Here is a 25,975-nt window from a genome sequence, read left to right on the forward strand (position 1 = left end):
CCGAAACACCACCCCAGCGATTTTCGGGTGGACGCCTAGAGATCACAAAAGAACGGCCGGCGGAAAGCCCCCTTTCCGCCGCCGGAGATCACAAAAGAATGGCCGGCGGAAAGCCCCCTTTCCGCCGCCGGAGATCACAAAAGAATGGCCGGCGGAAAGCCCCCTTTCCGCCGGCCGGCCCACCTGCCCTTGCCTGTTGCCTTACTGCTTGTTGCCCTGGAGCGACGATGCCAGCCGCACCAGCGACAGGAATTCGGCGCGATAGCCATAGGGATCGGCACCGCGCGCCGCCGAGGCGATCTCGGCGATCCGGTCAAAGCCGAACCTGGCTGTCGCGTCCTCGTCGCGCAGTTTCTGGCCGAAGGCCGCAACCGCCACCGAGAACCGCTGATCGGTGCCGGCGCCGTCGAAGCTCGCGACTTCGTTCGTCTTCGTCACCGGCGTGGTGATCAGCTTGCTCACGTCGCCATCAGGCGCCTTGTAGCGGATCTTCACGAAAGCATACTCGTCGGCATCGGCGACGCCGCCATTGCCTGTCGAAGCCTGGCCGTAGCGCAACGGGTCCATCGCCAGCGACGGGCTGCCCTTGGGCGTGATCTCGTAGATCGCCGTCACCGAATGGCCGGAGCCGATCTCGCCGGCATCGACGCGATCGTTGTTGAAGTCCTCGCGATTGAGCGCACGAGTCTCGTAGCCGATGAGCCGATATTCGGCGACGGCAGCCGGATTGAACTCGACCTGTATCTTGACGTCTTTGGCAATCGGGAACAGCGTCGAGGAGGCATCCTGCACCAGCACCTTCTCGGCTTCGGCCAGCGTGTCGATATAGGCCGCCGTGCCATTGCCGTTCTGGGCGATGGTCTGCATCATCTGGTCGTTGAGATTGCCGCGGCCGAAGCCGAACACCGACAGGAACACGCCCGACTTGCGCTTGTCCTCGATCAGCCGCTTGAGCTCGTCGTCATCGGTCTGGCCGACATTGAAGTCGCCGTCGGTCGCCAGCATCACACGATTGATGCCGTCCTTGACGAAGGATTTTTGCGCCAGCCGATAGGCTTCGCGAATGCCCGCTTCGCCGGCAGTCGAGCCGCCAGGGGCCAGCGTGTCGATGGCCGACAGTATCTTTTCCCGGTCCGACGCCTTGGTCGGTTCGAGCACGGTACCCGCGTTGCCGGCATAGGTGACGATCGAAACCGTGTCGTCGGCATTGAGCTTGTTGACCAGGAGGCGGAAGGCCGAGCGCAGCAACGGCAGCTTGTCCGGCTCGTCCATCGAGCCCGACACGTCGATCAGGAACACCAGATTGGCCTTCGGCTGCTCGGTCGGCTTGACGTCATAGCCCTTGATCGCGACGTGCATCAGCTTGCTGTGCTCGTTCCACGGCGTCGGCATGACGCTGACGGTGGTGTTGAACGGCGTGGCGATCGCCTCCGGCCCCTTCCAGTCATAGGGGAAGTAGTTGATCATTTCCTCGACCCGTACCGTGTCGGGCTGAGGCAGAACCCCTTCCTTCAGCAAACGGCGAGCGAAGGAATAAGAGGCTGTGTCGACATCGATGGAAAATGTCGAGACCGGATCCTCGAGCGCCAAACGCACCGGATTGGTCTTGAAATCCTCGACGCGATCGCGGTTTTCCGGCGGAGCCATCGGCATGTCGGAGGGCGCGATCACGCCCTGCAGCTCGGTTGTCAGCGTCGGCGCGGACATGCGGCTCACCTGCGCTGCCGCGTCGGCCAGCGGTGCCGGCGCCGGCACGGCCGGCGCCGCCTCGTTCATGACAGCAGCTTCTTCGGCTGTCGCTTTTGCCTCCGCCTTGGCCGCCTGCGAGGCAGCAGCCACCGGTTTGGCCGGCGCGGTCTGCGCCGCGCCTGAATCGGTCTTCTTCAACGCGGCGGCAAGCGGCTCCTTCAAGCGCCCGGAAGGCACATCGGCGATCTCCTGCTCGGCGCCGAAATTGAACGGCGAGCCCTCCATCAGATAGAATGTGGCATAGCCGGCGAGCGGCAGGGCAACGAGACCGGCAAAGGCCGGCGCTGCAATCAGCTTCTTTTGCATGATGTCTCTCCAGAGCTTTCGTGCTCGTTCGGTGAGACGACCGGCATTGACGGTTCCTTGGGTGGCCGCGGAATTTTTTTCGAGGTCGTAGGCTGCCATCGCCGCGGCAAGCGCGCGCGCCTTGGCCTCGGTGCCTGGAGCGGGCGTCGGAGTGTTGCGCAGCATGTCGAGTTCGTTATCGTCGACCATGGTCACTCTTCCCCGGCCGAGCGCATGAGCAGCTTCAGCCGTTTCTTCGCTTCATGGATGTGCCAGGACACGGTGGCCTCGGCGATCGCCATGGCGTCCGCCGCCGCCGCATGGCTCAAGCCCTCGCCATAGACGAGAAGGATCGCGTCGCGCTGCTTGTCCGGCAGTTGCCTGACCGCCGCCCACATCCGCTCAGTCGGATCTTCCGTTTCCGGCCCGCCATCTCCCGCGACAAGCGCATGGACGCCATAGGCGGTGGTCTTCGCCGTCTCGCGCGCCGATTTGCGCTGCATGTCGCGCGCGGCATTCAGCGTCATCGCATAGAGCCATGTCGTGAAGGCGGCACCGCCGCGATAGTCGCGAATGGCCTGGCCCAGCCGCGCACAGACCTCCTGGGCAATGTCTTCGGCATCCGATCTGTTGCCGCACCAGCGCCAAGCGACACGGTGGACGAATCCGTAATGCCTTTCGACGAGTTCGCCGAAAGCTGTCCTGTCGCCATCGCACGCTCGTCCGACCAGATCGCCGTCGGAGGCTTCGCTTTCGTCCAGCATCATCGCCATCATTTGTCCGTTGGACGAAAGCTTTGAGGCAATCCTTGGGGTGCTGCGAAAAAAAAGTTTCGGCGCCAACCCAAGACATGCCGGGCGGCGCGACACCTCCGTCACGAGCCGGGGCAGACCAGCTTGACGCTTACCGTGTTCTTGCCGCTGACGGACATGCCGCCGGTGACATATTTGGCAAACGGCAAGGTGCTGACATCCTGGGACACCTCGGTGTCGACGGTGAAGCTCTCATTGGCGAAGACATTGCCGCCGTCGACTTCTCCTTGCGGCCGCATCGACATGCCATGGCCGCCCTTGCAGCGGATCTTCACGTCGCCCGGCCGGCCTTTCGACTTGTTGTCGAGAGCCATGGTCAACCCGTCGAGCTCCAGCGCCATGTCGATGTCGTCGTTGATCTGTCCGCTCGAAGTGCATGACATACCGGCAATCCTGACGCTCTTGATCTTGCCTGCCCGACGCGTTTTCCCCTTCAGCATCCATGTGTCGGATCCCGGCGAACTGTTGCCCTCCATCTCCACGGACTGGGTGACATAGGAGTAGGTCACGTCGAACTGCGGCCCCTTGATGCGCGGCTCGAGCTTTGCCTCGATGGTAACCGTCCCTTGGTCGACGATGCGCTTGAGCAATGCGCGTGTCGCCTTGGCCTGTTCGCGATAGCGCTCCGCTTCCTCAGCTGCGAAGTGGCTCGGCAGTCTGTCCCAGTAGATGGTGGCGGTGTCTCTTGCGCATTTCGCCCGGTGAACAGCTTCGTGCTCGAGCGCGAAATCCGCGAGTTCCTTGCATTGCGAGCCTGCTTTCAAGGCTTCGAGCGCAGCGGGTTGCTGCTCGCAGCTGCCATATTTCATGTCGACCGTCGCTGGCCCGGTGTAACCATGGGCGGGACGGTGGGGTAAGCTGAACCTCCCCATGATTTCGGTCCGTTTCAGCGACGAGCGGTGATAGATGCTGACGTCGGAATCCGGATGCGTCGGGATTTTGTGCGCCTCGATCAGCGGGTCCTCGACTGCCTTGAGCTGTGCTGCCATGTCGGCGAAGAACTTTGCTGCGTAGTCGGCGTTTCTGAGTTCTTCCTGGACGCTTTGCAGGTTCTTGCACGAGCATTGTTGCTGGTCGGCCAAAACAGGCATCGCCAGCGCGCCGCCGAGCGCCAGCGAAACGGCAAACGCCTTGATTGTCGAGAACATCCGCACCACACCTTGTGATTGATTCAGGTGGCAGTCGGTATCGGAAACCTGTGTATCCGCAGGATGTTGCGATGCGGGTGCGTTGGATGCACAACGAAAACAGGGATGAGCAAGATCAGGCTGCCTGCCCGGCCGCCCAGCCCGACGACCATGCCCACTGGAAATTGTAGCCGCCGAGCCAGCCGGTGACGTCGACGACCTCGCCGATGAAGAAAAGGCCCGGCACCGATTTCACCTGCATCGTCTTCTGGTCGAGCGACCTGGTGTCGACGCCGCCAAGCGTCACTTCCGCCGTACGATAACCCTCGGACCCGGCAGGCTTGATACGCCACTGATTGACAGCAGCATCGACGGCTTTCAGATGCGTATCGTTCAGATCGGCGAGATTGCCGTTGAAGCCGAGCCGTTCGGCAATCGCCTGGGCCAGCTTCTTGGGCAGGTGGGCGGCGAGAACGGTCTGCACCGCCTGGCGCCCGTTGGCGCGCTTGGCCTCGCGTAGGATCGCCGCGACGTCGCTGCCCGGCAGCATCGAGATCGCGATTTCGTCGCCCTCGCGCCAGTAGGACGAGATCTGCAGGATCGACGGCCCGCTGATGCCGCGGTGGGTGAACAACATGGCTTCGGAGAAGCTGGTCTTGCCGCAGGCAACATCGGCATCGACAGCGATGCCGGCGAGCGGGGTCAATTTCTGCAAGGTGTTGGCGTCGAAGGTCAGCGGCACCAGCGCTGGCCGCGTCTCGACCACGGGCAGCCCGAACTGCGCAGCAATCTCGTAGCCGAAACCGGTCGCCCCCATCTTGGGGATGGACTTGCCGCCGCAGGCGACCACCAGCGACTTGCACGCGACCCGACTGCCGGAGACAAACAGCTCGAACCCGTCGGCCGTCCTGCTGATGTCCTCCACCGCGGTCGACAGCCTCAGCTCGGCGCCGTTTTCGCGCATTTCCTCGACCATCATCTCAATGATCTGGCGTGCCGAGCCGTCGCAGAACAGTTGGCCGAGCGTCTTCTCGTGATAGGCGATGCCGTAGCGCTCGACGAGGCCGATGAAATTGCGCTGGGTGTAGCGGCTCAGCGCCGAGATGCAGAAATGCGGGTTCTGCGACAGAAAATTCTTCGGGCTGGCGTGGATGTTGGTGAAGTTGCAGCGCCCGCCGCCGGAAATCCGTATCTTTTCGCCGGGCGCCGAAGCGTGATCGACGACCAGCACCGAGCGGCCGCGCTTGCCGGCTTCCACGGCGCACATCATGCCGGCCGCGCCGGCGCCGATCACCACGACATCAAAGGACTGCATTCCGGAGTGTTCCCGCTGGTCCGTCGCCGCCTTGCCGGCGCGCGAACCCTGGTTGTCGGATCAAGCTGTTCGGTGCCTGATAGCCGAAGCTGTCGGGATGGCAAAGTTGGAAGTTATGCCAGCGTTTCCTCAAACAACGCCGTCAGCCGCTTCCAGTGGCGTTCGGCACCGGCGGCATCGTAGACGCCGTGGTCGGATACGCACCAGCCATGGCCCATGCCGACATAGTTTTCGAGAATGTGGTCAACGCCGGCAGTGCGCAGGCTCTCGGCCAGGATTGCCGACTGTTCCGGCGGGAAGCTGCCGTCGACACCGGCAGAGCCGACATAGACACGCGCCTTGATCTTTGCGGCGCTGCGGTGTGGGCTACCGGTCGCATCGCTGGCCAGATTGCCGCCATGGAAGCTTGCCGCGGCCACGATGCGGCCCGGATGGGCGGCGGCAGCGTTGAGCGCACGCGAGCCGCCCATGCAATAGCCGACAGTGCCAATCGGGCCTGTTGCGCCGGCCTTTGCCAACGCGTCGATGAAGGAGGCCGTGTCGCGTGCGGTCATCTCCTGCGTCGTGCCGCCGATCAGGGCACGCAACTCGGTCCGCGTCTTCTCCTCGACGAAGGCCGTCTTGGCGTCGAACGGACCATAGGCGCCTGCACGATAGAACAGGTCGGGCACCAGCACCGCATAGCCGTGGCTGCCCAGCCGTTCGGCCATCTCGTCCAGCGCCGGGCGCGGACCGAAGGCATCCATATAGAGGATCACCCCGGCTTTCGCCTTGGCAGGTCCGAACAGCCCGGCCTTGCAAACGCCATCCGCCGTCCTGATCTCAATCTCGCGCTTGGTCGGCATGGCAAGGTTCCTTCTGTCTGCCCCGTCGCGAACATAGGGACTTCGGCCCGCCAGACAAGCTCAGGCGGCAATGGTCCGCTCGGTGCGCGCGCCGACATGCAGCGCCCTGCCCGCGCCCAGTCCCGTGATCGCAACGCCAAGGCCAAGGGCCACGAACAGCACCGAAGAGGCGGCGAAGCTGCCGGTCCAGTTGCGGATCAGCCCGACCAGCAGCGGGCCTATGGCCGCCAGCGTGTAGCCCACGCCCTGCGCCATGCCGGAGAGATGGGCCGCGACATGGGAATCCGGCGAGCGCAGCACGATCAGCGTCATGGCGGCGGCAATCAGCCCACCCTGGCCGATGCCCTGCAGCACGGCCCAGAACAGGATCGTCGAGGTCGGCGCAAACAGGATGCCGAGCAATGCCGTTACGGCAGCCACGACGAGCGCCACATTGACGCCGCGCTGGTCCTTGCGGCGGATGGCGATCGAAGGCACGGCAAGGCAGGTCACAACCTGCGCCATGACCGACAGCGAGACGATCGCGCCGGCCGTCGTGGCATCGAAGCCGCGCTCGCGCAGGATCGGCGCCAGCCAGCCGAAGACGCAATAGGCGAGCGCCGACTGCAGCCCCATGAACAAGGTGACCTGCCAGGCCAACCGGTCGCGCCACAGGCCGACGACGCGGAAGCCGCTTTGGCTCGCCTGCCTGCGGCTGCCGAGCGCCTGCGGTGTCCAGATGAGCAGCACGATGAAGGCGGGAACCGCCCAGGCAGCGAGCGCGCCAGACCAGGAGCCCGTCAACAGATGTTCTATGGGCAGTGTCAGCCCCGAGGCCGAAGCAGCACCAGCGCAAAGCGCCATCGTATAGAGCCCGGTCATCATCGCCGCCTTGTCGGGGAAGTCGCGCTTGACCAGCCCGGGCAAGAGCACGTTGCCGATGGCGATTGCGGCGCCGGCCATAAAGCTCGCGATGAACAGCAGCGGCACGGTGCCGAGACCACGAAGGACAGTGCCAAGGGCCAGCAGCGCCAGCGCAAACAGCAGCGTGCGCTCGGCGCCGAAGCGCTGCGCCAGCTTTGGCGCCAGCGGCGCGAACAGGCCGAGGCAGAGCACCGGCAGCGTCGTCAAAAGGCTGGCGCCGGCGGGCGACAGGCCGGTTGCCTGCATCACCTCCGGCAACAGCACGGAGAGGCTGGAAAAGATCGGCCTGAGATTGAAGGCGATCAGCACCAGGCTGGCGCCGAGCACAAAACGCGCCATGCCGCTGCGCAGGACGGGCGCCTGCGGTGCCGGCAGGCTGTCGATCTCGGCATCGACAAGCTGGTCGTCGAGACCATCGATGGCGACGGCCTCGGCAGGCCGGCCGGCCGGAACAATGCTCTGGTTCATTGGTCAAGCAACCTGTCGAGTTCGAGAAGCACCGGCGCCATGAAGGCGCGGACTGCCGCGGCAGCCCTGTCCGGATCGCCGGAGGCGACGGCATCGACGATGGCCGCGTGGGCCGTCGCGTCGGGCTCGGGCAGTTCGCCGGCCAGCGTCGCCTTGATCGTCTCGGCGATGGCGCCGGTGAAGAAGTCGTAGAGTTCAATCATTGCCCGGTTGCCTGAGGCCTCGACGACCGACTTGTGGAAGGCGATGTCGCGGCGAATGAAGGCCTCGTGCCCGCCATCGGCAACCGTGCCACGCGCCTCCAGCAACCGGCGCATCTTCACCAGATCGGCTGGTGTGTGGCGCTGCGCTGCCAGCCGCGCCGCCTCGGCGTCCAGGGCTGCGCGCGTCTCCCATTGGTCGCGCAGGCCGGCGCGCTTGACGCGATCCAGCGCCGCCGACGGATCGACCGCCGAGCGGACATAGGTGCCCGACCCTTGCCGCGTATCCAGCAAGCCTTGCGAGACCAGGGCGCGGACAGCTTCGCGCACCGTGCCGCGGCTTACCGAAAGCAGGTCGGTGAGTGCCGCTTCATTGGGAATACGCTCGCCCACGGCCCAGCGGCCGCTGACAATTTCGGCCCTTAGGCTATCGGCGACGCTGTCGGTGAGGTTGGTTCGTGTGGCAGGCTGCATGGCTATATTCATCAAGTCATCCGATGACTTGGATAAGCCCGTCAGCTCGCGAAGGCAACAAGCGAGCCAGGAAAGCGATTGGGCCAGTGGGCGAGCTCAGAGGCCGGCGTAGCTCTTCATGTGAAAGGCCTGCACATCGGCCGGATACCGATAGGCAAGCCCGTAGGGACAGGCATGGCGATCGAGGCAGCCTTGCGTCCGGCACCCCCCACCCGAGGCGCCGCGTACATGCTCCAGGCATCGCTCATAGGCGAAACCCGCCTCCGAATAGGCATCGACGGGACAGGCTTTAAGACAGGGTTTTCCTGGGCATAGGTCGCAAAGGTGATTCTGTTCGCGAACTTCGGCGAACTCAAGTTCGGCCTCGAACAGCAGCGCCCCGCGATAGGCATGCCAGAGCCCATATTCGGGGTGCATCAGAATGCCCAACGGCGACGGCCTGAGGCCTTCCGCGCGCATCGCCCATTGCTGAAACGGCAGATAGGGCTTGTCGGACGGCGACACCGCACGCGCGCCGAACTTGCGCGCGACATCGCCGATCACCTCGCGCGCCCAGCTGTCGAGCGGATTTTCGAGGTCAGCCGGCTGCGCCTCGCGCCAGCGCAGGAAGTACGGCCAGACGGCCGCCCCTGCCTGCCCCACCAGCAACACCGACCGCGCCGGCTTGCCCACCGGACCGCCCGGTGCTGGATTGCTGTGGTCAAAAGCAAAACCGCCGCGGTGGATGAGGCCATGATCGGCCAGCGCGGCGGAAATCTCATCAAGGTCGGGGGACGTCAAGCGTCACCCCTTCTTGTCCGGATCGGAGAATGCGCTCCGCCAGACTTCCTTGTGAATGATGCTGGCGACTTTAGCCCCGCCTGAAACGGGCTCCTTTCACGTGAAGGCGTCGGGCATCGACGCCTTCTTCGCAGCAATGAAGTCCTTAAGGCCGTCGTCGATGCTGGGATCGAGATACGGCGCCTCGTAGCTTTCGAGCCAGCGGCGGGCGAGCTCGTTGGCACGCTGCGGTGCCGTCTTCTGTCCTTCGGCCAGCCACTGCTCGTAGGAATTGTTGTCGGCGATGCTCGAGCGGTAGAACGCGGTCTGGAAGTTCGCCTGGGTATGGTCGCAGCCGAGATAGTGGCTGCCGGGCCCGACCTGGCGGATGGCGTCCATGGCCTGGCCGTTTTCGGAGAGATCGACGCCCTCGGCAAATTTCTGCTGCATGCCGAGCTGGTCGATGTCCATCATGAACTTCTCGTAGCACGAGGCGAGACCACCCTCGAGCCAGCCGGCCGAATGCAGCACAAAATTGGTGCCAGCCAAAAGCGTCGAGTTCAACGTGTTGGCGCTTTCATAGGCCGCCTGCGCGTCCGGGACCTTCGAGGCGCAGAGCGAGCCGCCGGTGCGGAACGGCAGGCCGAGGCGGCGCGCCAACTGGGCGGCGCCGTAGGACACCAGCGTCGGCTCCGGCGTACCGAAGGTCGGCGCACCCGACTGCATCGAGATCGACGAGGCGAAGGTGCCGAACAGCACAGGGGCGCCCTTGCGGATCAGCTGGGTGAACGAAGCGCCGGCCAGCACCTCGGCCAGAACCTGGGTCAGCGTACCGGCAACCGTCACCGGGCTCATTGCGCCGGCCAGAATGAACGGCGTCACGATGCAGGCCTGATTGTGGCGCGCATAGACCTTGGCCGCGCCCAGCATGGTCTCGTCGAAGACCATCGGCGAGTTGGCATTGATCAGGCTGGTCAGAACCGTGTTGTTCTCGACGAAGTCGTCGCCGAACACGATTTTGGCCATCGCCACCGTGTCCTCGGCGCGTTCGGGTGCGGTCACCGAGCCCATGAACGGTTTGTCGGAATATTTGATGTGGCTGTAGACCATGTCGAGGTGGCGCTTGTTGACAGGCACATCGACAGGCTCGCACACCGTGCCGCCCGAATGGTGGATCGACGGCGCCATATAGGCCAGCTTCACGAAGTTGCGAAAATCCTCGATCGTCGCGTAGCGCCTGTTGCCGTCGAGGTCGCGCACGAAGGGCGGGCCGTAGACCGGCGCAAAGACGGTAGCATCACCGCCGATCTGCACCGAACGCTCGGGGTTGCGCGCATGCTGGGTGTAAACAGAAGGCGCCGTCTTCAGCAGTTCGCGGCACAGCCCCTTGGGGAAGTGGACCCGTTCGCCCTTGACGTCGGCGCCGGCTTCCTTCCACAACGCCAGCGCTTCGGCGTCGTCGCGGAACTCGATGCCGATTTCTTCCAGCACCGTGTCGGCGTTCTTCTCGATGAGGGCGAGGCCCTCCTCGTTGAGCACCTCATACACGTTCACCTTGCGCTTGATGTAGGTGAGCTGCGTGCCCGGCCCGCCACCGCTGCGTGCTGCGCGTCGCGCAGCCGCGCCACCGCTTGCGCCACGCCCGCGCCTGCCGCCCGCTTGTTCCTGCTCGACTGCCGCGTCTTCGCCCATGGCTCTGCCTTCCGTAAGAATCCGTTTTTCGCCGCCCATGCGGCTCTACGACGGATCGTAATCATGCACCCATATCGAAACGGCTCGCCAGCGCCAACGCCTGTCGCAAAATCGACAAGCCGACAGCCAAGACGACAGCCGGACTGCCAGTCGCTTTCGTTTTGCAGGAGGTCGCAAATCAGCTATGGATTTGCGGCACTTGCAAGCTAGGTATAGCGCAACATCAGCAAGCCGCACTTTAGCGCTGCCTCGAGGGAGCCTTAGAAGATGTCCGACGACGAAATCATCCTGTCCGAGCTTTCCGACGACGAACTCGTGCAGCAGATGCACGACGACCTGTATGACGGGCTCAAGGAAGAAATCGAGGAAGGGACCAACATCCTGCTCGAGCGTGGCTGGGCGCCCTACAAGGTGCTCACCGAAGCACTGGTCGAAGGCATGCGCATCGTCGGCGAGGATTTCCGCGACGGCATTCTGTTCGTGCCGGAAGTTTTGCTCTCGGCCAACGCCATGAAGGCGGGCATGCACATCCTGCGCCCGCTGCTCGCCGCCACCGGCGCTCCCAAGCAGGGCAAGATGGTGATCGGCACCGTCAAGGGCGACATTCACGACATCGGCAAGAACCTCGTCGGCATGATGATGGAAGGCGCCGGCTTCGACGTCATCGACCTCGGCATCAACAATCCGGTCGAGAATTATCTCAATGCGATCGAAGAGCATCAGCCCGACATCATCGGCATGTCGGCGCTGCTGACCACGACCATGCCCTACATGAAAGTCGTCATCGACACGATGAAGGAAAAGGGCATCCGCGACGACTATGTCGTGCTGGTCGGCGGCGCGCCGCTCAACGAGGAATTCGGCAAGGCCGTCGGTGCCGACGCCTATTGCCGCGATGCGGCTGTGGCTGTCGAAACCGCCAAGGACTACATGAAGCGCAAGCACAACCTGCGCGCGGCCGGCTGACGACAAAGGGCCGCCCCTTGCGGCGCGGCCCTTTCATTGCGATCTGGCCGATCTGAGTTCGGCCAATCTGAGAAATGCGGCGGTATGGTGCCTTATTGGACTGTGTCCTCGATGGCGTTCGCCGTACCTTTGACATCCTTGCCGACGCCGCGAATGGTGTTGGCGCAGGAGGCCAGTGCAAGCGCGCAGGCAATGACGGCGATCGGTGCCAGACGTGACAGTTTCATGGACGGTGTCTCCCTCTCTCGATAAACTTCGTCCTAGAGCAACGAAGGCCGGATCGACTGGTTCCATGGCCGCAAAGCAGACAACGAAACCCGACGTCGAAGACAGGCTGCTGGTCATAGGCTGCGGCATGATTGCGCGCGAGGTTTTGGCGGTCAAGCAGCAGCTCGCGCTCGATCATCTCGAGCTGACCTGCCTGCCGGCCGATTTCCATTTCCACCCCAGCCGGATCGCGCCTGCCATGGACCAGGCGATCACCGAAGCGAAGGCGGAGGGGTATCGGCACATCTATGTCGGCTATGCCGACTGCGGCACCGGCGGCCTGCTCGACCGTGTCTGCGAAAAGCATGGCGTCGAGCGCATCGCCGGCCCGCATTGCTTTGCCTTCTACCAGGGTGCTGCTGCCTATGCGCAAGTCGGCGAGGCCGACATGATGTCGTTCTACATGACCGATTTCCTCTGTCGGCAGTTCGATGCCTTCTTCATCAAGCCGCTCGGCCTCGACCGGCATCCCGAGCTGGTGAAGGACTATTTCGGCAACTACGAGAAGCTGATCTACCTCGCCCAGACCGACGACCCCGCGCTCGACAAGGTCGCCGAGGATGCCGCCAGAATGCTCGGCCTCGTCTACGAGCGTCGCGCCACCGGCTATGGCGACCTGCCCGAGGCCCTTGCCAACGCATCGGACGCTGCGGCACATCATCAAAGAGCCTGATTCCTCCCCTGAGGTTCGGCCTTTACAGAGGTTTGCCATGGCTTTTCGACGACTGATTCTTGCTGCTGCTCTAGCAACCACGGCGACCTTCACGCATGCCGACGGCGTGGTGCAGAAGCTGATCACACCGGCAGACAAGGCCAGACTCGAAAAGTACGAAGCCACGCGTAAGGGAGCGCTTCAGGAGGCCAAGGCAGGCCAGGCACGCGAGGTCGCCGTGCTCGACGCGATCGTCGCCAAAAAGCCCATGTCGTTTTCCGATTTCGACATGACCGGCAACTGGCAGTGCCGCACCATCAAGGCCGGCGGCCTCGGCCCGCTCGTCGTCTACGGCTGGTTCAAATGCAAGGTCAGCGACGACGGCTCGGGCTGGATGCTGGAGAAGATTTCCGGCTCGCAGCGCACCAAGGGCCGCTTCTATACCGACGGCGACAGCAGACTGATCTATCTCGGCTCCGGCTTTGTCTCGGGCGAAAAGCCCAAGGCCTATGGCCGTGGCCCAGATACCGACCAGGTCGGCTATGCCTTCCGCAGCGGGCAGGCAGAATGGCGCATCGAGTTTCCGGCGCCGCGATACGAATCGAAGCTGGACATCATCGAATTCCGCCGTTGATGTTGCATTCTGCGCGAAGCGACATCACATTCGCACCCTCCGGGGTCATCAAGGATTAACCTGGCCGTCGCACACTGCGATGGGGATTGGCGCGTTGGAAAGCGGGCCGCAAGTGGGCTGAAGGCTGAATGTTAGGGCAAGACAAGCAAACCGACGCAGGCGAATTCGATGCGGCGCCGAAGCGCCGTCGTGGCCGGCGCTTGTCAGCGATCTTCGCCCAGCTCGCCCGCGACGCCAAAGGCAGCATCTCGATCGGCGACATCAGGGACACGCTGGGCAAGCGCAGTTTCGCGCCGCTTCTGGTGCTGTTTGCCGCCTTCAACATGCTGCCGCTGCCACCGGGCGCCTCAGCGGTGCTTGGCCTGCCGCTGCTGATCGTCGCAGCACAGATGGCCTTCGGCAGCAATCGCGCCTGGCTGCCCGACTTCATCACCCAGCGCTCGCTGTCGGCGGAACAGTTCCGCACGGTCACTGACTGGGTCGTTCCCAGGCTGATCCGCCTTGAGCAAGTGGTGCGTCCGCGCTACTGGCCGTTCTGGCGCAAGCGCGGGGACCGCGTCATCGGCATCATCGCGCTTGTTCTATCCGTTTCGATCACGCTCCCGATCCCGTTCGGCAATTGGCTGCCGGCCTTTGCTACGGCGCTGCTCGGCCTGGCGTTGTCGGAGCGCGACGGTATCCTGTTTGCCGTCGGCAGCGTCGTCGGCGTGGCATCGCTTGCCGTCGTTTGTGCGGTCGTCGGCGGCGCCGGCTTTGCCACGCACGCCTTCCTGGCCTGGCTGGGGTAGACTGAATGGATCGCAGGCCGATCGTCTTCGTGACTGAAGGCGGCGAACATATCTGGGCAATCATCAACAGCCTGACCGATCGCTTCGGCCCCGTCACTGTCGTTCTGGAAACGCCCTACTCCAAGCGTGAACTGATGAGGCGCCGCGCCAAAAAACTCGGCTGGATCTCTGTCGCCGGTCAGTTGGGCACCATGGTGCTCATCCGTGCAGCCAAGAGCCTCGTGAGCGGTGGCATCGAGCGCATTATTGCTGATGAAAAGCTGGAAATCGTGCCGCGCGCCAGCCAGGAGATCGTTCCGGTCTCCTCCGCCAATGCCCCCGAACTGATCGACGTCGTCCGCAAGCTGGAACCAGCGGTGATGTTCCTCGCCAGCTGCCGGCTGTTGTCGGCCAGGACGCTTGCCGCCATCCCCTGCCCTGTCATCAACTATCACTCCGGCATCAACCCGAAATACCGCGGCATGAACGGCGGCTATTGGGCGCTTGCCACCGGCGACCACGGCAATTTCGGCTCGACAGTGCATATCGTCGATGCCGGTGTAGACACCGGCTCCGTCCTCTACCAGGCACGCGGAACTCCTGGAAAAGGCGACACTATCGCGAGCTATGCGATGCGCCAGGCTGCCTTTTCACGCGACATCTGCATCCGGGCCATCGAGGACGTGCGTGCCGGCCGAATGACGCCGATCGACACCGGCCTCCCATCACGCCAATGGTACCATCCGACCATCTGGCAGTATCTCTGGACGGGCATCCGCCGCGGCGTCTGGTAGACGCGTCTGCAGCAATCCTCACTTTATCTTTTTGCGACAGGAGATCGCGTCGCTTTTGAATGCGCGCGCGTCGTCCCATAACAAGCGGCACCCGCATGGTTGCGGCAATGCTCAACGTCATCGAAAGCGAGACCGAAATGGCCGACCTGATCATCGTCTACTGGCGCGACATCCCTGCACAGGTGATCGTCAAGAAGGGCCGGCAGAATGCCAAGCGCGAATTGCCGCTGCGCTTTACCGAAGCGATCGACATGTGCGCGATGCGCACCGGTGCCGGCGACACCGACGCCTATCTGGCGGAGTGGCGCAAGGCCGACCCGGTTCCGGTCAGCGACGACCTCGAGGCGGAAGCCGACAAGGCGATGGCCGAGATCGATGCAAATTTCACACGCGAGCGGCTGGTCGCTCTCGTCAAGGCAGGCGGCAAGGAAGATGGTTGATACCCAGCCGACAGTAACCCAGGCGACCTTGGTCAAGAAGGCCGCGCCAAAAAGCGACTACAAGCCGGCCGACGTATCGCCGCAGCGGCGCGTCCAGCGCAGCTACACGATCAGGCTCTGGTCGATCCGCCACTCGCGCCTGCTTGAATGGTTCTACAGCCGCTTCGCCGACGCCTTCCTGCTGCTCCATCCCCTGTGGAAGGGCATCGGCTATGGCCGTGTCGAGGCCCCGATCAAGTTCGTCGAGAAGCGGGTCAAGGGACTGATGTTCGACTGCCGGATGTGCGGCCAGTGCGTCTTGTCGTCGACCGGAATGTCGTGCCCGATGAACTGCCCCAAGCAGCTGCGCAACGGCCCCTGCGGCGGCGTCCGCGCCAACGGCAATTGCGAGGTCGAGCCCGACATGCCCTGCGTCTGGGTCAAGGCCTGGGAAGGCTCGCGCAACATGGTCAATGGCGACGCCATCCTCAACGTCCAGAAGCCGGTCGACCAGTCGCTGCGCGAAACTTCGGCCTGGCTGAGGGTGACCGCTCAGGCTGCCGCAACGCGCGAAACTGCCAGCAAGGAAGTCGCATGACCCCGCCGCGCCCGCGCCAGACCGACGAGCATCCCGATGGCATCGACCTGCCGCTCGACCCCCTGCCCGGCCACTCCTCGCGCGGCCGCCTGGAGCGCGTGCTGCGCCGGGGCGAATTCGCCGTCACCACCGAACTGAATCCGCCCGACAGCGCCGACCCCGAAGACGTCTACAACCGCGCCAAGATCTTCGACGGCTGGGTCGACGGCATCAACGCGGTCGATGCTTCTGGTGCCAATTGCCACATGTCGTCGGTCGGCATCTGTGCTCTGCTCACCCGCATGGGCTACGCACCGATCATGCAGATTGCCTGCCGTGACAAGAACCGCATCGCCATCCAGGGCGACGTGCTCGGCGCGGCCGCCATGGGCGTGGCCAACATCCTGTGCCTGACCGGCGACGGCGTGCAGGCCGGCGACCAACCCGGCGCCAAGCCGGTGTTCGACCTCGACTCGACATCGCTGCTCGAAACCGTGCGCATCATGCGCGACAATGGAAAGTTCCTGTCGGGCCGCAAGCTGACCACGCCACCACAGCTCTTCCTTGGCGCCGCAGTCAACCCTTTCGCCCCGCCCTATGATTTCAGGCCTGTTCATCTCGGCAAGAAAATCGCCGCCGGCGCACAGTTCGTGCAGAGCCAGTACTGCTTCGACGTGCCGATGTTCCGCACCTTCATGAACCGCGTGCGCGATCTCGGTTATGACGAGAAATGCTACATCCTGGTCGGTGTCGGCCCGCTTGCCTCGGCCAAGACAGCCAAGTGGATCCGCGCCAACGTGCCGGGCATCCACATCCCGGATACAGTCATCAAGCGTCTGGAAGGCGCCCAGGACCAGAAGAAGGAAGGCAAGCAGCTCTGCATCGACATCATCAACGAGGTCAAGGAGATACCTGGCGTATCGGGAGTCCACGTGATGGCCTACCGGCAGGAGGAATATGTCGCCGAGATCGTCGATGAATCGGGCGTACTGAAGGGTCGCCGGCCATGGAAACGCGAGGCCCGTGCCGACGACCAGCGTGTCGCCGAGCGGCTCGAGCACATCCTGCACGACGACGTTACCGAATCGCAGGTCGACATGGTGAAGACCGCGCACTGACAGGCAGGCGCGACTGCCGCGCTTGAACGAAACCAGACAACGATATAAAGAAATCTTTATATCTTAGGGAGAACTTCATGACCCGCACGATCGTCGCCTCGGCGACCCGCGAAATCATCATCGGTTTCGATCAGCCTTTCTGCGTCATTGGCGAACGAATCAATCCGACCGGCCGCAAGAAGCTGGCCGCCGAGATGGTTGCCGGCAATTTCGAGACCGTCATCAAGGACGCCCTGGAACAGGCCGCCTGCGGCGCGACGATGCTGGACATCAATGCCGGCGTGACGGCGGTCGATCCGAATGCGACCGAACCGGCGCTTCTGGTGCAGACGCTCGAGATCGTCCAGAACCTGGTCGACCTGCCGCTGGCGATCGACAGCTCGGTGTCGGCGGCGATCGAGGCAGCCCTCAAGGTTGCCAAGGGCCGCCCGCTCGTCAACTCCGTCACTGGCGAGGAAGAGAAGCTCGAGGCGATCCTGCCGCTGGTCAAGAAGTACAACGTCCCGGTCGTCGCCATCTCCAATGACGAGACCGGCATCTCGATGGATCCCGACGTCCGCTTTGCGGTTGCCAAGAAGATCGTCGAGCGTTGCGCCGATTTCGGTATTCCCGCCCATGACGTGGTCGTCGATCCGCTCGTCATGCCGATCGGCGCGCTTGGCGATGCCGGCCGCCAGGTCTTCGCGCTGCTGCGCCGCCTGCGTGAAGAGCTCAAGGTCAACACCACCTGCGGCCTGTCCAACATCTCGTTCGGCCTGCCGCACCGCCACGGAATCAACGCCGCCTTCATCCCGATGGTCATCGGCGCCGGCATGACCTCGGCGATCATGAACCCGGTTCGTCCGCAGGAAATGGAAGCGGTGCGCGGTGCCAACGTGCTCAACGGCACCGACGAGCACTGCACCCACTGGATCAAGACCTACAAGGACTACAAGCCATCGGAGGGCGGCCACGCCGTTGCAGCTCCCGTCGCCGTCAGCGCACCGGGTGACGCCGCCGGCGGCCGCCGCCGCGGCGGCCGTGAAGCCCGCATGGCGCGCGGCTGAGATCAGTCGTGGGACACGACGCGCTCCATTTTCCCCCAGTCGTCCTGTCGGACGGGGAAGCTGAGCCGTCGCATGTATTTTCCTTCCCCCCGCACGCGCCCGCACGCGGGGGGAAGTTGCCGGCAGGCAGATGAGGGGCAACCCGATCGCCATAAGGTCGGTGCATTCCGGAGCATTGCAATGAACTCTCCCGCCAACATCACCGATCCGCTTGTCCTGTTCATGCCTTCGGGCAAGCGCGGCCGGTTTCCGGTGGGAACGCCCGTGCTCGACGCGGCGCGTACGCTTGGCGTCTATGTCGAAAGCGTGTGCGGCGGACGCGCCACCTGCGGCCGCTGCCAGGTCGAGGTGCAGGAAGGCAATTTCGCCAAGCACAAGATCATCTCGTCGAACGACCACATCTCGCCCAAGGGCCCGAAGGAAGAGCGCTACGAGCGCGTTCGCGGCCTGCCTGAGGGCCGGCGCCTGTCATGTTCGGCGACGATCCAGGGCGACCTCGTCATCGACGTACCACAGGACACCGTCATCAACGCGCAGGTCGTGCGCAAGGCAGCCACCGATCGCGTCATCGAGCGCAATGCCGCCGTCCAGCTCTGCTATGTCGAGCTGGAGGAGCCCGACATGCACAAGCCGCTCGGCGACCTCGACCGCCTCAAGGTGGCACTCGAAAAGGACTGGGGCTGGAAGGACCTGCTGGTCGCCCCCCACCTCATCGCCCAGGTCCAGAAGATCCTGCGCACCAAGCTGCCCGACCAGCCGGAGGTTACGCCCGGCAAATGGGGCGTGACCGCGGTAGTCCACCGCGACATGGATTCCTCGCGCCCCTTCATCATCGGCCTGTTCCCCGGCTTGAAGAACGAGGCCTATGGCATCGCCTGCGACATCGGCTCGACGACCATCGCCATGCATCTGGTGTCGCTTTTGTCCGGCCGCATCGCTTCTTCGTCAGGCACGTCCAATCCGCAGATCCGCTTCGGCGAAGATCTGATGAGCCGCGTCTCCTATGTGATGATGAACCCCGACGGTCGCGAAGCCATGACCAAGGCCGTGCGCGAGGCCGTCAACGGGCTCATCGGCAAGGTCTGCGAGGAAGGCCAGGCCAACCGCGACGACATCTTCGACTGCGTCTTCGTCGCCAATCCGATCATGCATCACCTGTTCCTCGGCATCGACCCGACGGAACTCGGCCAGGCGCCGTTCGCGCTCGCCGTTTCAGGCGCGCTGCAATTCTGGGCGCATGAGATCGACATCGAGGTCAATCGCGGCGCGCGTCTCTACACCTTGCCCTGTATCGCGGGGCACGTCGGCGCGGATGCTGCCGGTGCGACCTTGTCCGAGGGACCGTACCGCCAGGACAAGATGATGCTGCTGGTCGATGTCGGCACCAATGCCGAGATCATTCTCGGCAACCGGAACCGAGTCGTCGCCGCGTCCTCGCCCACCGGCCCGGCCTTCGAAGGCGCCGAAATCTCTTCTGGCCAACGTGCAGCCCCTGGCGCCATCGAGCGCGTGCGCATCGACCCTGAGACGCTGGAGCCGAAATACCGCGTCATCGGCACCGACAAATGGTCGGACGAGGAAGGCTTCGACGAGGCATCATGGACCACCGGCGTCACCGGCATCTGCGGCTCGGCGATCATCGAGGTGGTGGCGGAGATGTACCTGTCTGGCATCATCTCCGAAGATGGCGTCATCGATGGATCGATGGCTGAGAAAAGCCCGCGCATCATCCCGAACGGCCGCACCTTCTCCTATCTGCTGCGCGAAGGCCGCCAGGGCGAGCCACGCATTACCGTTACCCAGAACGACGTCCGCGCCATCCAGCTTGCCAAGGCAGCTCTCTATGCCGGCGTGAAGCTGCTGATGGAAAAACAGGGCGTCGAGACCGTCGACACCATCCGCTTCGCCGGCGCCTTCGGCTCCTTCATCGATCCGAAATACGCAATGGTGCTCGGCCTGATCCCCGATTGCGACCTCGACGAGGTCAAGGCGGTCGGCAACGCCGCCGGCACCGGCGCGCTGATGGCGCTGCTCAACCGCAATCACCGCCGCGAGATCGAGACGGAGGTCGGCCAGATCGAAAAGATCGAGACCGCGCTCGAGCCGCACTTCCAGCAGCTATTCATCGACGCCATGGCGCTGCCCAACAAGGTCGATCCATTCCCCAAGCTGCAGGCCGCGGTCAAGCTACCGCCGCGCAAGGCGGCAAGCGTCGAAGGCGAGCTTTCCGACGGTGCACCACGCCGCCGGTCTCGCGAGGAACGCGCCGCGCGTCGCTCCCGCGACTGAACCACAAGGACATCTGCCCAACCGGCGCTTCGACGAGGTTTTCCGCGCCTCGCCGGAGCGCTGTTGTGCTATGATGCACGTATCGGGTGTGTTTCAGCTAGGCAACCATTCGACCTAAAGTTGCCGCTCATACGAAATCGATACGAAACAATCCCGAACTAGTTTCTGCTCGTCAGCCGCCAGCGAGCTTCGCCTCTCAGGCGGTAAACGTGCATGGCCTCGAAGATCGAATTCGGTTTTTGGAATGGATCAGGCACCGATTCACACGAACCACAGCGTTCATTGCACGCCCCTTGAGGCGCGCGGCGCAGCGGGATTTGCAGGAGACGACAATGTCGATGATGAGCACCATCGGCCGCTTCGGTGCGGCCATCCAGAGCGCCCGCCGCGCCGCCCGATCCGAACGCATGCTGAACAGGTTGCCGCCGGAGATCCAGAAGGACATTGGCTGGCCCGCCCCGGAACATGGCCGGCGCCACGCGACACTGGCGATCTACATGTCGCCCGACCGTTGAGGCGGATGTTTCAGAATCGCGCGCAATATGAAACAGAAAGGCGCTCAAGCGATATCAACCTGAAACACAAACGAGCATAAACTCTTACCCGGCCGGCGGCGCATCCAGTCTCGCGTGGTGCTGCCGGCCCGTTACTCCCAGGAGACGACCATGTCCATCATTGGAGAGTTTCATCAGTACGGCTCGGTGTTGCGCCATGCGTGCCGCGATAGCCGCATCGAGAACATGATGAACGGCTTGCCGCGCGAATTGCAGGTCGAGCTCGGCTGGATCGACGGGGTGACCCACCATGGGTCGGGCGCCGCGGGTCAACTCCACAAATATGGTCGCGTGGCGATGCTGATCGACGCGTTGCCCATCGACATTCAGATCGAACTCGGCTGGCCCGTCGGCCCCTTGGCGCCGGCGACAAATGTTATCGCGTTCGCCCGGCCGAAAGAGCGCTGCGCATGACCTTCGCCGAAAAGGTCGGCCTGCTCGTCTTTCGCCAGCGCACCGCCGGCCGGCCTGCCGCGGCCGACCGGCGCCTGCGCATGGCATTGAAACCGCGCCGCCGCGCAAGCTGATTGCTGGAACTCACAATCGGAATTCACATTGAAAGGAGGGCCAGATGCCCCTTTTCGACGATCTCGGCCGCATTGGCGCCCGTTACAAGCTGGCGCGAAGCGCCCGCCGGACCGTCCGCATCCTGAATGCGCTGCCACCGGAGATTCAGCGCGACCTTGACTGGCACCCGCCATCGTCGCTGATGGCGAGCATCTACCGGTCGATGGCCACAGCAGTCAGGCGCTGAAGCCATCACCACAGGTGCGCTCTAGAACTTGCCTGTAAGGTTGAAGGTCTCGAAGGCCGCGCGGATATGGTCGGCCGCGGCCTTGACGGGCGCGCTTGCCTCGGGTGCCACGATCATCGCCAGGCTGTAGTTGCCGATCTCCGGCATGCCATCCTTGACGCCGAGTTCGACGAGTTCGTCGCCGATGAACGACCGCGGCAGCGGCGCGACCGCCAGGTCGGACAGGATTGCGGCCCGCTGCCCGGCCGTGTGCGCGCTCATATAGGCGACACGATAGTTGCGGCCATCGCGGCCGAGCGCTTCGAGCGCCCCTGCCCGCCATGCGCACCCCTCTTCCCAGATCGACACCGGCAGCGGCTCGCGCAGATGGGCGCAGCCGCCCCTGGCGCCAGCCCAGACGATCGGCTCGGTCAGCAGCGTCTCGGCGCCTGCTGCATTGGCCCTGCAGGCATTGGTCAGCAGCGTGATGTCAAGCGCCCGATCGTCCATACGGCGTCTGAGATTGCTGCTCTGGTCGATGATGACGTCGACGGCAATCGAAGGATGCGTCTGAGCAAAACGCTTGAGCACATGCGGCAGCACGCGTTCGCCGAAATCGTCGGGCGAACCCAGGCGAACCACGCCAACGATGTCGGGAATGATGAACTTCGACACCGCCTCGCGATTGATCGCCAGCATGCGGCGCGCATAGCCGAGCAGCATTTCGCCGTCGGTGGTCAGCGTCACCGAACGCGCGTCGCGGAAGAACACCGAGCGCCCGAGAATGTCCTCGAGCTTCTTGATCTGCATCGACACGGCCGAGGGCGTGCGGAACACCGCATTGGCGGCCGTGGTGAAGCTGCCGGTCTCGGCAATCGCAACGAAAGTGCGCAGCACATCGAGGTCGAGCAGCGGCAGCGGATGATTGAGCGGTGCGTTCATGGCCAATGACCTTCAATATTTCTGATCGAACACATCATTTCATTTCGTTTGATTGAACCTCATCCCTGAGCGATAGTCAACACCATCGAAGCAGCGGCCATGGCCAAGCGTCGACAGAGCCCGGAACGGAAGCGCCATGGTGCGCGAGACGGTTGAAGCAAGCGGTGCCCACCGGGCGAGCACCTCAAGCCGGCCTTGACCCGGCCCAGCAGGAAGGAGAGACCGCAATGTCCATTTTCTCATCGATCGGGCGCATCGCCAGCGAACTCAACGCCGCCCGTACCCGCATTAACACCGCCCGCTCGATCCGCTCGCTGCCGATCGAATTGCAGAAGGACATCGGCTGGCCGGAAGCCTTCGATTCGAACACCGGCTACCGTCGCGGCCACAGCGGTGAAGCGGTCTGAGCAGTGTCGAGGCGAAGTCGCGACCTGTCGCATGGTGTCGACAGGTCATGCGACCTCGCCTCAGCCATGCGAGCGCCGCACGCCTGGGATGAACGGCTTGCATGGCGCCGCAGCATCCTCTCAAGAGACTGAAATAGCTTGATTTTTCGTCGCAACCGACGTCGCATCCGCAGTAATGTCGCATGTCGTGTCGCTTTTGAGGTGTGCCACTTCGCATTTGCAGCATGATCCGCATCGGCCAAGGCCTATATGCGCATCGTCAAACGAGCTGCCCCACTCCACAACGCGAAGGCACCCCGTGTAACCACTGTGCATGGAGATGTGTCATGAAGATTTTTGCCCGCTTGTTCGGTATCCGCCGCGACACCTCGCTGTCGACCGCGATCGAGCGCCAGCGCCTTTCCAGGACGATGCCCGGCCAGACCGGAGCGATAGCCGCAAACCGCCTCGGCATGCTCGTCGGCTGAGTTTTCTTTCGATCCCTTTCCTCCCGGATCGAACCATTGGAGCGGCGCAAGCCGCTCTTTTCTTTTTGACGCCGTCATTCGGCGACGCCAGTTGCGACATCACCGGCATTCGGCCGGCCCGGGCTGCCCCGCCGTTTCAAACGCGTCATTTGTTCGTCAAAACGAGCCAGCGGCGTTTTGCCCATGTCGCAAACTTTAATTTTAGCGACAGCTTCAACCCCATTGACAGCAAGGGAATTTGCTGTTGACGCTATGCTATTCGCGACATCAAAGTCGCGTCGTTCCCGGCCAGCGCGAGGGTTCCTTGAACGCCATCAAACATCCGATCAAACGATCGCTTGTGTTCTTCCTTGTCCCCGACTTCACCATGGTCGCCTTTGCGACTGCCCTCGACCCACTGCGCATCGCCAATCGCATGCTCGGCTACGAGGCCTACAAATGGCGCTTGGCCAGCATCGACGGTAAGGCCGTGCCCGCCTCGAATGGCGTCGAATGTGCCGTCAACACCTCGCTCGACGAGGAGCGCAAGAAAATGGCCGGGCCGGAACGGCCTTCGATGGTCATCGTCTGCACCGGCATCAATGTTGAGACCTACACCAACAAGTCGGTCTTTGCCTGGCTGCGCGAGGAGTACAATCGCGGCGTCGCCGTCGGCGGCTTGTGCACCGGCGCCTATGTGCTGGCCAATGCCGGCCTGCTGTCCAACAAGCGTTGCGCCATCCATTGGGAAAATCTGCCGGGATTCGCCGAGGCTTTCCCCAAGGCCAATGTCTATGCCGACCTGTTCGAGGTCGACCAGAACATCTACACCTGCGCCGGCGGCACCGCTGCCCTCGACATGATGCTCAAACTGATCGGCGACGATTTCGACGACAACCTCGTCAACCGCATCTGTGAGCAGGTGCTCACCGATCGTGTCCGCAGCCCGACCGACCGCCAGCGCCTGCCGTTGAGGGCACGGCTCGGCGTGCAGAACTCGAAGGTCCTGACAATCATCGAACTGATGGAAGCCAACCTGTCGGAGCCGCTGTCGCTGATCGAGATTGCCGACCATGTCGGCCTGTCCAGGCGACAGATCGAGCGACTGTTCCGCACCGAGATGGGTCGGTCCCCTGCCCGCTATTATCTCGAAATCCGGCTCGACCGCGCCCGGCATCTTTTGATCCAGTCGTCGATGCCTGTCGTCGAGGTTGCCGTCGCCTGCGGCTTCGTCTCAGCCTCGCATTTCTCGAAATGCTACCGTGAGCTTTATGCCCGTTCGCCGCAGCAGGAGCGCATCGACCGCAAACAGTTGATTGCGGCCTGACAGCTACTGTCGCCGGTAAGGGTCGTAACCGTCCTCGACGTCGTCCTGATAGCCGTCGCAGATGCACTCTGCCGACGATATCTGGTCGTTCCAGCCGCCAATGGAGCGGGCATTGCGGTCGAACTCTTCCGACGCGCCCTGCATGCCGGTGTGCTGGTAGACGACAAGCGTGCAGCCGGGCGCGACGCGCACCGACGAGACGCGGTCGTTCCAGAACCGGCCGGCGCGGAAGCTGATCGACCGGTCGGCCCGCATCGGCAGGACACGGCCGCCATAGCCATTGTGTTCGTACATCTCGCAGGCAACGTCGTCGTCATACTGCGCGTTTGCGCTGCCGGTCATCAGGACCGATGCGACGGTGGCAAGGAGTGCTAGGCGTTTCATGTTTCTCAGTGTCCTCGTGGCCAGAAGACGCAGAGAAAACAGCCGCGTGGCCAAACTTTGGCATTTTCCGCTACTGGATCGCAGTTTACGACTTATGCCTAACGGCTGTCCCAGAGCCAGGAGCGGTCGCGCCACAGCTTCTCGCCGATCAGGCAGTCATATCTCGGCTGCGCCTGGGCAAGCACGACAGGCGGATGGGCTGCTTCCTCGGCGGCCCACTGACGTGACGCGGGCCCAGCCAGTTCCAGCACCAGCTTGCGCCGGATCGCCTCCGGAAACTGCGACCACTCTTTGACCGGGATCATGAAGGCGCCCGGCCCACCAATGACGCAATCGGCGTAGTAGCGGTCGAGATCCTCGACGTCATAGGCATTGCCAAAGCCGCCATTGGTCATCAGCGGCAAGCCATTGATGGTGATGCCTTGCGCCACGGCAGCGTCTCGCACCAGATCCACCGGCGGCCCCTGATTGTTCGGACCGTCGCCCGAGATGTCGATCACTCGCTTCATGCCGCGGTAGGCGCTTTCGGCAAAGAGGTCCGTGCCGAATTCCAGCGCACTGGAGATAGAGGTGCGGCGCGCGCTGTTGGGCGGCTTGGCCGAGAGTTGCCGCACCACGCGCTCGGCATCGGCGCGATTGGCAATGACTGTCCATGGCACCACGACGATCTGCGACGTCGAGCCGGCCCATTCGACATAGGTCACCGCGATCTTGCCATAGGCGCCCTCGGCGATCGCCTGCAGGACACGTTCATGGGTCAGCGCCGCGGCATAGCCGTGGCGCTGGATCTCGAGTTCGTCAGGCGACATGGAGAGCGAGACGTCGACGGCCAGAACCAGTTCCACATCGACCTGTTCGGCTGCATTGGCGTGAAAGCCGAGACCCAGCATCAGTGCCAAAGCAGCACCGCCTGCGAGAAGAGCTTTGGCCACGGCAGACATAAGCAAAGGGTAAGCGAGATTCGGCTTCTTCAAAAGAAACGCCCGCCCAGAAAGCCGGACTTTTCAATCACATTGTCGGGAAG

29 protein-coding genes are annotated in these 25,975 nt (G+C 63.4%); 16 read left to right on the forward strand and 13 right to left on the reverse strand.

Annotated features, from left to right (window positions below; translation table 11 throughout):
* Nucleotides 1-201: 201 nt before the first annotated feature.
* The 9 genes from Amn_RS17330 to Amn_RS17370 form a co-directional block, all read right to left on the reverse strand.
* On the reverse strand, nt 202-2,244 hold the full coding sequence (locus tag Amn_RS17330; protein WP_286290758.1) for a vWA domain-containing protein: 2,043 nt from the start codon (nt 2,242-2,244) through the stop codon (nt 202-204).
* A gap of 2 nt (nt 2,245-2,246) precedes the next feature.
* Nucleotides 2,247-2,807: an RNA polymerase sigma factor gene (locus tag Amn_RS17335; protein WP_263006738.1), complete on the reverse strand. Its 561-nt coding sequence runs from the start codon at nt 2,805-2,807 to the stop codon at nt 2,247-2,249.
* A gap of 101 nt (nt 2,808-2,908) precedes the next feature.
* Complete coding sequence (locus Amn_RS17340) at nt 2,909-3,994, reverse strand: hypothetical protein (protein WP_263006737.1); 1,086 nt, start codon at nt 3,992-3,994, stop codon at nt 2,909-2,911.
* A gap of 115 nt (nt 3,995-4,109) precedes the next feature.
* Complete coding sequence (locus Amn_RS17345; RefSeq protein WP_067960970.1) at nt 4,110-5,288, reverse strand: BaiN/RdsA family NAD(P)/FAD-dependent oxidoreductase; 1,179 nt, start codon at nt 5,286-5,288, stop codon at nt 4,110-4,112.
* Nucleotides 5,289-5,401: 113 nt separating this feature from the next.
* Nucleotides 5,402-6,133 (reverse strand): dienelactone hydrolase family protein, encoded by a 732-nt coding sequence (locus Amn_RS17350; protein ID WP_263006736.1) that lies wholly within the window; start codon nt 6,131-6,133, stop codon nt 5,402-5,404.
* 60 nt (nt 6,134-6,193) lie between these two features.
* The gene (locus Amn_RS17355; protein ID WP_286290767.1) at nt 6,194-7,504 is read right to left on the reverse strand and encodes a CynX/NimT family MFS transporter; all 1,311 of its coding nucleotides are present in this window, start codon (nt 7,502-7,504) and stop codon (nt 6,194-6,196) included.
* A complete protein-coding gene (locus Amn_RS17360) occupies nt 7,501-8,178 on the reverse strand; it encodes a FadR/GntR family transcriptional regulator (protein WP_192319985.1) in 678 nt (225 codons plus the stop codon). The genes Amn_RS17355 and Amn_RS17360 overlap by 4 nt, the downstream gene beginning before the upstream one ends.
* Nucleotides 8,179-8,274: 96 nt before the next feature.
* Nucleotides 8,275-8,958 carry a 4Fe-4S dicluster domain-containing protein gene (locus tag Amn_RS17365; RefSeq protein ID WP_286290769.1) on the reverse strand — a complete coding sequence of 228 codons (684 nt, stop codon included), beginning with the start codon at nt 8,956-8,958 and terminating at the stop codon, nt 8,275-8,277.
* A 96-nt stretch (nt 8,959-9,054) separates the two neighbouring features.
* Nucleotides 9,055-10,629 carry a trimethylamine methyltransferase family protein gene (locus tag Amn_RS17370; protein WP_067960954.1) on the reverse strand — a complete coding sequence of 525 codons (1,575 nt, stop codon included), beginning with the start codon at nt 10,627-10,629 and terminating at the stop codon, nt 9,055-9,057.
* A gap of 267 nt (nt 10,630-10,896) precedes the next feature.
* Between Amn_RS17370 and Amn_RS17375 the strand changes: the two genes are divergently transcribed.
* Nucleotides 10,897-11,595 (forward strand): cobalamin B12-binding domain-containing protein, encoded by a 699-nt coding sequence (locus Amn_RS17375; RefSeq protein WP_067960949.1) that lies wholly within the window; start codon nt 10,897-10,899, stop codon nt 11,593-11,595.
* A gap of 92 nt (nt 11,596-11,687) precedes the next feature.
* Here the strand turns inward: Amn_RS17375 and Amn_RS17380 are convergent, their stop codons facing one another.
* Entirely contained in the window at nt 11,688-11,822 is a 135-nt protein-coding gene (locus Amn_RS17380) for an entericidin A/B family lipoprotein (protein ID WP_067960946.1), read from the reverse strand.
* A 65-nt stretch (nt 11,823-11,887) separates the two neighbouring features.
* Between Amn_RS17380 and Amn_RS17385 the strand changes: the two genes are divergently transcribed.
* The 12 genes from Amn_RS17385 (at nt 11,888) to Amn_RS17440 (ending at nt 21,466) form a co-directional block, all read left to right on the forward strand.
* Entirely contained in the window at nt 11,888-12,535 is a 648-nt protein-coding gene (locus tag Amn_RS17385; RefSeq protein WP_067960943.1) for a DUF1638 domain-containing protein, read from the forward strand.
* A 37-nt stretch (nt 12,536-12,572) separates the two neighbouring features.
* Entirely contained in the window at nt 12,573-13,148 is a 576-nt protein-coding gene (locus Amn_RS17390) for a DUF4893 domain-containing protein (RefSeq protein ID WP_067960942.1), read from the forward strand.
* Nucleotides 13,149-13,276: 128 nt separating this feature from the next.
* On the forward strand, nt 13,277-13,936 hold the full coding sequence (locus Amn_RS17395; RefSeq protein WP_067960940.1) for an exopolysaccharide biosynthesis protein: 660 nt from the start codon (nt 13,277-13,279) through the stop codon (nt 13,934-13,936).
* Nucleotides 13,937-13,941: 5 nt separating this feature from the next.
* Nucleotides 13,942-14,709 (forward strand): formyl transferase, encoded by a 768-nt coding sequence (locus Amn_RS17400; protein ID WP_286290783.1) that lies wholly within the window; start codon nt 13,942-13,944, stop codon nt 14,707-14,709.
* Nucleotides 14,710-14,846: 137 nt separating this feature from the next.
* Nucleotides 14,847-15,149 (forward strand): virulence factor, encoded by a 303-nt coding sequence (locus tag Amn_RS17405; protein WP_115733777.1) that lies wholly within the window; start codon nt 14,847-14,849, stop codon nt 15,147-15,149.
* Complete coding sequence (locus tag Amn_RS17410) at nt 15,142-15,726, forward strand: methylenetetrahydrofolate reductase C-terminal domain-containing protein (RefSeq protein WP_067960936.1); 585 nt, start codon at nt 15,142-15,144, stop codon at nt 15,724-15,726. Before Amn_RS17405 ends, Amn_RS17410 begins: the two co-directional genes overlap by 8 nt.
* Entirely contained in the window at nt 15,723-16,823 is a 1,101-nt protein-coding gene (locus tag Amn_RS17415; protein WP_067960933.1) for a methylenetetrahydrofolate reductase, read from the forward strand. Before Amn_RS17410 ends, Amn_RS17415 begins: the two co-directional genes overlap by 4 nt.
* A 77-nt stretch (nt 16,824-16,900) precedes the next feature.
* The gene (locus Amn_RS17420; RefSeq protein ID WP_067960930.1) at nt 16,901-17,869 is read left to right on the forward strand and encodes a methyltetrahydrofolate cobalamin methyltransferase; all 969 of its coding nucleotides are present in this window, start codon (nt 16,901-16,903) and stop codon (nt 17,867-17,869) included.
* A 180-nt stretch (nt 17,870-18,049) separates the two neighbouring features.
* Nucleotides 18,050-20,158, forward strand: coding sequence for an ASKHA domain-containing protein (locus Amn_RS17425; protein ID WP_067960928.1), 2,109 nt, complete (start codon nt 18,050-18,052; stop codon nt 20,156-20,158).
* Nucleotides 20,159-20,490: 332 nt separating this feature from the next.
* On the forward strand, nt 20,491-20,673 hold the full coding sequence (locus Amn_RS17430; protein WP_067960925.1) for a hypothetical protein: 183 nt from the start codon (nt 20,491-20,493) through the stop codon (nt 20,671-20,673).
* A gap of 150 nt (nt 20,674-20,823) precedes the next feature.
* Entirely contained in the window at nt 20,824-21,126 is a 303-nt protein-coding gene (locus tag Amn_RS17435; RefSeq protein WP_154383918.1) for a hypothetical protein, read from the forward strand.
* Nucleotides 21,127-21,283: 157 nt separating this feature from the next.
* Nucleotides 21,284-21,466, forward strand: a complete 183-nt coding sequence (locus Amn_RS17440) for a hypothetical protein (RefSeq protein ID WP_067960918.1) — start codon at nt 21,284-21,286, stop codon at nt 21,464-21,466.
* 21 nt (nt 21,467-21,487) lie between these two features.
* Here the strand turns inward: Amn_RS17440 and Amn_RS17445 are convergent, their stop codons facing one another.
* Nucleotides 21,488-22,387, reverse strand: a complete 900-nt coding sequence (locus Amn_RS17445) for a LysR substrate-binding domain-containing protein (protein ID WP_067960915.1) — start codon at nt 22,385-22,387, stop codon at nt 21,488-21,490.
* Between the two features lie 227 nt (nt 22,388-22,614).
* On the opposite strand from Amn_RS17445, the gene Amn_RS17450 reads away from it, so the two are divergent.
* The 3 genes from Amn_RS17450 to Amn_RS17460 all read left to right on the forward strand — a co-directional run bounded on the left by Amn_RS17450 (nt 22,615) and on the right by Amn_RS17460 (nt 24,567).
* Nucleotides 22,615-22,794 carry a hypothetical protein gene (locus tag Amn_RS17450; RefSeq protein WP_182573456.1) on the forward strand — a complete coding sequence of 60 codons (180 nt, stop codon included), beginning with the start codon at nt 22,615-22,617 and terminating at the stop codon, nt 22,792-22,794.
* A gap of 326 nt (nt 22,795-23,120) precedes the next feature.
* Complete coding sequence (locus Amn_RS17455) at nt 23,121-23,261, forward strand: hypothetical protein (protein ID WP_182573457.1); 141 nt, start codon at nt 23,121-23,123, stop codon at nt 23,259-23,261.
* Between the two features lie 367 nt (nt 23,262-23,628).
* On the forward strand, nt 23,629-24,567 hold the full coding sequence (locus Amn_RS17460) for a GlxA family transcriptional regulator (protein WP_353622437.1): 939 nt from the start codon (nt 23,629-23,631) through the stop codon (nt 24,565-24,567).
* A 3-nt stretch (nt 24,568-24,570) separates the two neighbouring features.
* On the opposite strand, the gene Amn_RS17465 is transcribed toward Amn_RS17460, so the two are convergent.
* Both Amn_RS17465 and Amn_RS17470 read right to left on the reverse strand, forming a co-directional pair.
* Nucleotides 24,571-24,951 carry a peptidase inhibitor family I36 protein gene (locus Amn_RS17465; RefSeq protein ID WP_182573459.1) on the reverse strand — a complete coding sequence of 127 codons (381 nt, stop codon included), beginning with the start codon at nt 24,949-24,951 and terminating at the stop codon, nt 24,571-24,573.
* A gap of 98 nt (nt 24,952-25,049) precedes the next feature.
* A complete protein-coding gene (locus Amn_RS17470) occupies nt 25,050-25,892 on the reverse strand; it encodes a DUF1194 domain-containing protein (protein ID WP_286298088.1) in 843 nt (280 codons plus the stop codon).
* Between the last annotated feature and the right edge of the window lie 83 nt (nt 25,893-25,975).

This window comes from Aminobacter sp. Y103A, from assembly GCF_030294925.1.
Classification (GTDB): domain Bacteria; phylum Pseudomonadota; class Alphaproteobacteria; order Rhizobiales; family Rhizobiaceae; genus Aminobacter; species Aminobacter ciceronei.